The 5,651-nt window shown below is 35.8% G+C and carries 7 protein-coding genes and 1 pseudogene; 5 read left to right on the top strand and 3 right to left on the bottom strand.

The features are described 5' to 3' along the window. The 5 genes from KVT27_RS22795 to zupT all read left to right on the top strand — a co-directional run. Positions 1-513: LuxR C-terminal-related transcriptional regulator (locus KVT27_RS22795; protein ID WP_217581993.1), on the top strand; the 513-nt coding region annotated here is incomplete at its 5' end. Between the two features lie 413 nt (positions 514-926). Then, a complete protein-coding gene (locus KVT27_RS22790; RefSeq protein ID WP_217581992.1) occupies positions 927-1,826 on the top strand; it encodes a hypothetical protein in 900 nt (299 codons plus the stop codon). 26 nt (positions 1,827-1,852) lie between these two features. Then, positions 1,853-1,981, top strand: coding sequence for a hypothetical protein (locus KVT27_RS27145; protein WP_255350091.1), 129 nt, complete (start codon positions 1,853-1,855; stop codon positions 1,979-1,981). 83 nt (positions 1,982-2,064) lie between these two features. Then, entirely contained in the window at positions 2,065-2,673 is a 609-nt protein-coding gene (locus KVT27_RS22785; RefSeq protein WP_036121133.1) for a phosphatase PAP2 family protein, read from the top strand. A gap of 164 nt (positions 2,674-2,837) precedes the next feature. Next, a complete protein-coding gene (gene zupT / locus KVT27_RS22780) occupies positions 2,838-3,647 on the top strand; it encodes a zinc transporter ZupT (protein ID WP_008175159.1) in 810 nt (269 codons plus the stop codon). 52 nt (positions 3,648-3,699) lie between these two features. Here zupT and KVT27_RS22775 read toward each other — a convergent pair whose 3' ends face one another. From KVT27_RS22775 to KVT27_RS22765, 3 genes and pseudogenes are all read right to left on the bottom strand, one after another. Beyond that, positions 3,700-4,386 (bottom strand): MtnX-like HAD-IB family phosphatase, encoded by a 687-nt coding sequence (locus KVT27_RS22775; RefSeq protein WP_036121129.1) that lies wholly within the window; start codon positions 4,384-4,386, stop codon positions 3,700-3,702. A gap of 121 nt (positions 4,387-4,507) precedes the next feature. Continuing rightward, the gene (gene thrB, locus KVT27_RS22770; RefSeq protein ID WP_217581991.1) at positions 4,508-5,422 is read right to left on the bottom strand and encodes a homoserine kinase; all 915 of its coding nucleotides are present in this window, start codon (positions 5,420-5,422) and stop codon (positions 4,508-4,510) included. Further along, a pseudogene (locus KVT27_RS22765) lies at positions 5,419-5,651 on the bottom strand (threonine synthase); the annotation flags it as partial. The pseudogene KVT27_RS22765 and the gene thrB, both read right to left, overlap by 4 nt.

Here is a 5,651-nt window from a genome sequence, read left to right as displayed (position 1 = left end):
TGTGTTATACAAAGAATAAAAAATAAACCATATGCTATTTACCTGATTGATATTAACATGCCATTGGAAAATGGTATTAATTTAGCCCGTCATATTAAATCTATTCAGTCGGATGCTTCCGTTATCCTTTATACAGGAGACGATATAACGGATTATTATCCCCTTATTTTAGAGAGAAAAATAGAAGGCATTTTAGCGAAAACGGCCTCTAAGGAGCAAATCATACGGACAGTTAGAGCGATTGCAAATGGTGAATTTGTTCTACCAAAAAATTTCTTAGATTTTCTGGATGATAAATTTAAATTGCAAAGTGCTAAAGATATTCATTTAAATGAAAAAGAAAAGAAAATTTTAAGACTGATTGCAGAAGGTCATACAAATAAAGCCATTGCTATTGAATTAAATATTCCTCAGCGAACTACTGAGAGATATTTAACACAGCTCTTTTCTTTGCTAAATGTAGATTCAAGAACAGAGGCTGTGAATCTTGCTGAAAGAATGAATTTACTCTAAAGAAATTCCATGCTATACTGTTGGTGTATTTTTCTATTAAAAGGTACTTTATAACAAAAATTCTTCTCATATAATTTTATGGGAAAATATACCTCATTGTTATGCTGGATTTACTATGAAATTTTCTAACACCGCCAAAAAAGTGGCGGTGTATTTTTATGTCCGCCAAATCACGCCATATTTCTGTATGAATCACGCCAAAAAAATGGCGTAAACCCGAAGTTGAAATATCGGTATAAGTACTGGTACGCTTAAATTACCGTGGTTAAGTAGATTTGCTATAGTGAGTAATAATACAAATGATTTTCTTCAAAATAAAGGAACCTGACTATCTATGTAAAAGGTAGATTATAGAATGGTAACTAGCAGTCAATATACTTCACCATAAAACTTTATAAAGGTAGGCGTGTATTGTGAAAGTAGAACTCGAAAATTTGTTTTCTATAGATGAATCTAGTCAAGATCAAGTGATTAACGTTTATAATCGTCATGGTATTGCTATTGGTGCGCCTGAAATTAGAAAGAGAAATTTAAAAACAAAATTTAATCCTATTTTTACATTAAATGAAGATGTAACATATGAGAAAGTAGCTGCCGTATACGAGTCATTAGAGCGTGAATTTGGCATTGTCTCAATAGGAGAGCGTTTCTACTTTGAATTTTCTGATTTGGAATATGAACGGGCACCATTATTTACTTTAAATTCAACAGGAAATTCACCCGAGATGTTTCTAGAGGATAAAGGAACTTTATTTTCTTTAAGTACTCATTGTAAAAATTGCGGACTTATGGATAAAGAGCAATTATCTCCTATAGTTATTGATACTTCACACATGAAAGGACGTCATTTAGTTCATGTAAGTGGATATTGGGTAGCTTCAGAGGAACTGGTAGCACTATTGAAAAATGAAAAACTAGAAGGCTTTGAATTTTTAGAGGTAATCCATCAGGGGCCTGAGCAAGGTAAACAGCCAGCTTATCAAATTATTCCAACACAAATGCTACCGTCTTGTAGTCAAGATAGAGTGAAATTATACTTTGCAACTGAACAACCTCCATGTAGCTGTGGTTTAAATGGTGTTATCAAGGGGCCAGATATTTATCATCATGAAGATTTAGCTGCGTTAAAAGGCGATGTCTTTTACTCAACTGAATGGAGTCATGATGGAAGATATCTTTATAAAAAAACTTTATTTAGTAAAAGATTTAGAGAAGTGATTATAAAACATGGAATCTCTCGTGAAGTAAGAGGAGAAAAAGATCGAAACTTTGGTCCAAAGGATTGGCTGTTTGATCCAGTACTCATCAAATAATATAGATGTGGAACAGAGGTGTGTTGATGATATTTAGGAAAATTCTACCTATTGTGGCCATTTTATTCATTGTTGCATTGGTCGTCTCTAATTATTTTAACAAGCCTAATGAACAGGCCATGATTGTCACTGAAGAATGTAAAATGTATTTATAAAAATTAATGCTTCTCTCCCTCTAGTTCGGACATAGTTATGTTATGATGTGAAGATCATAGCAGTATGTTTTTGAGGTGAACGTATGAAAAAATGGGCCTATCCTTTGGCAATTATTACACTAATTATTTTTATTTTTCTGAAATTTACTTTTCGAAGTGATTGGATGAATAAATTTGATGCGAAAATGGCAGATGTCTTTTTTGGCAATCAATTTATTGAAGTCTTTCATTATATAGGAGAACCTATATTTGTTGTCATTGTAGCAGTACTTTTGATTGTGTATTTAGCGTGGAAGACAAAAAATTATCGAGGCATGCTATTTGTTGTTTTAACATTTGCAGCAGGGAATGTGTTAAATCAAGTATTAAAAAAGTGGATCCAACGAGCGCGACCTGAAATTGAAGATCAATTAACATCGTATAGTTTTCCATCTGGACATGCTATGACGGGTATTCTGTATTTGTTTGCAACTGCTTATATATTAGCTGAAAATAACAGTAAAAGTCGTAAAATCCTATTATGGGTTGGGGCTACGATTCTGATGGTGCTTATAGGATTATCTCGTATAGCTGGTGCTAGACACTTTGCTACGGATGTACTTGCAGGCTGGAGTATGGGCTATACTTGGTTTATCATTTGTGTCATCTGGTATGAACGTCGCAAAAGAACATTCCAATCGAATCATAAATAGGTTGTGAGGGCAGTATCAAATTCATCGGATTTGATACTGCTTTTTTCTGTGCAAAAGGATCAAGGAAGGGCATGAGCGATATTTACCTTGTAAAAAAGAATTGCTCTTAGGAAACTTCTGCGTTAAGATGAGTACAATAAAAAAAAGGGAAAAGGAAGAAGGGTATGGACGGGAACGTTTTACTAGCATTTGGTCTGACTCTATTTGCAGGGCTTGCAACTGGGGTAGGTAGTTTAATAGCGTTTTTTACATCACGAACAAATACAAAATTTTTATCGCTAGCATTGGGTTTTTCTGCAGGCGTTATGATTTATGTCTCACTTGTTGAGATTTTCGTTAAGGCTAAAGATGCTTTAACGAATGCATTAGGTACTACGAATGGTTATTGGATGACAATCGCCGGATTCTTCGGTGGCATGTTATTCATTGCTTTAATCGATAAATTCATTCCAAAATCTACAAATCCTCATGAAGTAAAACTAGTGGAAGATGTGAATGCAATAAAGCCACAGGTCAATGAAGATCATTTGATGAAGATGGGTATTTTTACAGCTCTAGCTATTGGAATTCATAACTTTCCGGAGGGGATAGCTACATTTATGTCAGCTATTAATGACCCAAATGTAGGGATTGCCATTGCGATAGCAGTAGCAATTCATAATATTCCAGAGGGGATAGCAGTGTCTGTACCAATTTTCTTTGCAACGGGTAATCGTCGAAAGGCTTTTAAATTATCATTTTTATCGGGGTTAGCAGAGCCCGTCGGTGCATTAGTAGCATTTTTGCTCCTTATGCCATTTTTAACAGACGTAATGTTTGGCATCATTTTTGCTGGAGTGGCAGGCATAATGGTCTTTATTTCATTGGATGAATTATTACCAGCAGCGCAGAGGTATGATGAAACTCATTTATCTATGTATGGTTTGGTAGCGGGAATGGCTGTCATGGCCATCAGCCTTGTGTTATTAGTATAAGTCTATCAAAAAGGGAGCCATTCATGTGGTTCCCTTTTTTAATAGTCGTATATTAAGTTGCTGGTATAGTATGTTTGGTTTCTATAAGTTCTTGTACAACTTTTAAACAGTCGTGGAATGTGATAAATGGTTTATATGGAACATGAAGCTCTTCACAGTGTTGAATGAGATGATCTCTAGCCAGAACAATATCAGCTTGTTTAGCAGCTTCAAAATCTGAAAGAGAATCACCAATAACGATTTTAAAATGATCTTCTTTTGCCACCTTCCGCATAACGCTAGGCTTGCAGCAACCACACCCTTGTATGCTATATTTTGCGCAATCCTCATCACAGCTATTTGAATAAATTAGTTTAATTTGCTCACCAGAAAAGTCAGCTGTATTGCAGTAAATACCAGAGAAAGGACCGTATTTTTCTACTAAAGGCTCAATAAAAAAATCGACCCCTCCACTTACAATGTAAAATGGTATGGCATGATTTTGAGCATATCGAACAAAATCTCCAAAGCCTTCACGAATGATAGCTGTTTCCATAAGATATTGAATGACTTCATCTTTCTGTTGAGTAGAAAGTAAATGAAACATGGCAGAGAGCCCATCTTTAAACGAAATGGTTTGCTCCATCATAGCTTTTGCAATTTTCTCAGATTCTTGTGGAACAAATTCCGTCATCAGAGAAAAGATATTATCAGTTTCTGTTATTGTGCCATCGAAATCACAGAATATAATTGGCTTCAAGATAGTTCCTCCTTAGAAAAGCGCACATCGTAGTAGTTAATAATAGGTGTTTCAAGGCAATTCCTATACTTCTATAATATTAGATTTATCCACACTTGCTTTCAAGAAAAAACGCCTACTATTATAGTAGACGTTTCATATATTCATGTACTTGTATACCTTGCTCATCAGCTTTTGTTAGAATCACTTGATGTTCAGGAAATTGATTTTTCATAGTTTGAACGAAGTCATATGCAATGGTAGAAGGAATGATAGAAATCAATGTAGGGCCAGCTCCACTTAAAGCTGTACCATACGCACCATTCATCTTTGCTGCTGTACGAATTTCTGTATACTCCGGTATTAGCTTTGCACGAAAAGGTTCATGGAATAGATCTTCTTCCATATAACGCCCAGCACGCTGGAAATCACGTGCCATCAATGAAGCTGCTAACATATTAGCATTTGCCGAAGCATGAACAGCATAGGCTCTGTCAAATTGCTCTGGCAATACAGATCGAGATTCGCTCGTTTTTAACTCGACATTTGGTACATATACTACAAAGGAAGCATCAATTTCATTGATATGAAAAGTATCAACATTACCTTGTTTATCCATAGAAGAAATGGTTAAGCCTCCTAAAACAGAAGCGGTTGCGTTATCTGGGTGTCCCTCAATTTGAGATGATAGGTTGAGTTTATCTTGTATCGTTAAGTTAAGCCCACATACTTGATTGGCTAGTTCAATACCTGCAACTATCACAGCAGCACTGCTTCCAAGCCCACGTGCTAATGGTAGCTCGCTAGCCATCTCGACACGACATGCAGGTAATTGTTGACCATATTGAGCAGCAACTTTTTTGGCAATGACGTATAGTAAATGTTTGTCAAGATCAAATTCTTTAGGACCGTTATCATCAAGATGGATAATATCCCATGTATCTTGTAAAGTAACTGTTAATTGTAAGTATAGAGACAAGCCGAGTCCTATGGAATCAAAGCCTGGCCCTAGATTGGCGGTGCTTCCTGGAACTGAGATTTGCCATGCTTTACTCATAGTACTCCCTCGATATATTCTCTAATTTCATTTTCGTCATTTTTAAGGGATACAACTTCGACTGTGGATACATCCATGGCTGTATCGGGATCTTTTAGTCCATTACCTGTGAAGATTGTAACTACTTTTGAACCCTTTGGAATTTTTCCGTTCTCGACTGATTTAATAACACCTGCTAATGATGCGGCAGAGCCTGGTTCAACGAAATAGCCTTCTGTATTGGCGATTA

Origin of the sequence: Lysinibacillus sp. GbtcB16, assembly GCF_019091145.1 — a bacterium.
In the GTDB taxonomy this organism is placed as follows: Bacteria; Bacillota; Bacilli; order Bacillales_A; family Planococcaceae; genus Lysinibacillus; species Lysinibacillus fusiformis.
Note: the sequence above shows the minus strand (reverse complement) of the source record. Positions and strands in the feature narration are given on the sequence as shown.